Origin of the sequence: Paenibacillus popilliae ATCC 14706, assembly GCF_000315235.1 — a bacterium.
Taxonomy (GTDB): Bacteria; Bacillota; Bacilli; order Paenibacillales; family Paenibacillaceae; genus Paenibacillus_B; species Paenibacillus_B popilliae.
Map to the genome: position 1 here is coordinate 1 of NZ_BALG01000118.1, position 255 is coordinate 255.

Below are 255 nucleotides of genomic sequence, written 5' to 3' on the forward strand. Positions count from 1 at the left end.
GGCGATGGTAGCTTTCGATCATGTTTGTCGTGTAGATGAGCTTGCGGATCTCTGGCGGATACTTGAAGAACGTAGCGAGTTCATCCCAGTTGGTCCACAAGGGCCATTTCTTCTGTTGCGGCCTTGTAGATGGGCTTCAGGTCTGCCGTTACCTTCTTGAGATCCTTGTAGGACACGTAGCGCGTCGAATTGCGGATTTGGTGAATGATGCATTTCTGAATCTCCGTCTTCGGGTAGCAAGCCGTGATCGCTTGG

General features: G+C 51.4%; 1 pseudogene. It reads right to left on the reverse strand.

Annotation, left to right across the window (positions count from 1 at the left end):
* A pseudogene (locus tag PPOP_RS09530) lies at positions 1–255 on the reverse strand (transposase); the annotation flags it as partial.